The organism is Kineococcus glutinatus (genome assembly GCF_039542765.1).
GTDB classification, from domain to species: Bacteria; Actinomycetota; Actinomycetes; order Actinomycetales; family Kineococcaceae; genus Kineococcus_A; species Kineococcus_A glutinatus.
The window spans coordinates 1-1,355 of record NZ_BAABIL010000846.1 but is presented as its reverse complement, the minus strand read 5'-3'; the positions used below and the strand labels follow the sequence as shown (position 1 = coordinate 1,355).

The following is a 1,355-nucleotide window of genomic DNA, read 5'->3' as shown; positions in this document are numbered from 1 at the left end:
CCGCGCGGGGCAGCACGAGGGCGAGCACGGCGATCCCGGCGAGCACCACGAGCGGCTCGACCGTCGCAGCGACCACCTGCAGCACGTAGATCCACGGCATGTCCTCGGGCACGGCGTCGATGCTAGGGCGGCACCCGGCCCGGCGGGAGGCACCTCGGGCGGCCGAGACCGGACCGTCACCCGGCGGCGGCCCGGCGGTGACGAGCGGGTCGGCGCCCCGCCGTCACCGCCGTCGCCTACCGTGCGGAGCGTGCACCCCGCTCCACCACCCCGGCGCTCGTCAACCACCGTGCGCTTCGTGCACGCCGCCGACGTCCACCTCGACTCCCCGCTGCGCGGGCTCTCCCGCCTCGGCGACGACGACCTGGCCGGCGCGCTGCGCGCCGCCACCCGGGGGGCGCTGCGCAACCTCGTCGCGCTCTGCGAGGCGCAGGGCGCCGACGCCCTCGTGCTGGCCGGCGACCTCTACGACGGCACCTGGCACGACTACGCCACGGGCCGCTTCTTCACCGAGCAGATGCGCCGCCTCGCCGACTCCGGCGTGCGCGTCTTCCTGGCGTCGGGCAACCACGACGCCGAGAGCCAGATCACCCGCTCCCTCACGCTGCCGCCCAACGTGCACGTCTTCGCGGTGGACTCCGCCGAGACCGTGCGCGCCGAGGACCTCGGCCTGGCGGTGCACGGCCAGGGCTACCGGACGAAGGCGGTCGCGGCCAACCTCGCCGCCGGATACCCCGCCCGCGAGCGGGACCTGGTCAACGTGGGCGTGCTGCACGCCGCCGTGGAGGGCAGCGAGGGCGAGCACGCCCGCTACGCCCCCTGCACGGTGGCCGACCTCGTGGCGCTGGGCTACGAGTACACCGCCCTGGGCCACATCCACGCCCGGCAGACGCTCAGCAGCGGCCCCCACACCGTCGCCTACTCCGGCAACCTGCAGGGCCGCCACCCCCGCGAGACCGGCCCCAAGGGCGCCTACGTCGTCGACGTCGAACCGGAGGGCGTCGCCCGGGCCGCGTTCCACCCCCTCGACGTGGCGCGCTGGGAGCACCTCGACGTCGACGTCAGCGGGGCGCGCGACTACCCGGAGGTGCTGACCCGCCTGCAGGGCGCCCTCACCGCCGCCCGCGCCGCCGCCGGCGACCTGCCCCTCGTGGTGCGGGCGCAGCTCACCGGCAGCACCCCGGTGGCCGCCGAGCTCGCCGACGCCGAACGGCTGCGGGAGGAGGCCGAGCAGGTCGCCGACGCCGCCGGTGTCACGTGCGAGCGCATCCGTGCCCGCACCCGCGCCCCGCAGGCGGCGCACCCCGTGGACGAGGAGCTGCTCGAGGCGCTGCGGCGGGCCGCGGCCGCGCAGG

General features: G+C 77.1%; 1 protein-coding gene. It reads left to right on the top strand.

Features of this window, described 5'->3' with window-relative positions; all coding sequences use genetic code 11:
- Positions 1-298: 298 nt before the first annotated feature.
- On the top strand, positions 299-1,355 hold a 1,057-nt coding region (locus ABEB16_RS21990; protein ID WP_345714297.1), incomplete at its 3' end, for a metallophosphoesterase family protein.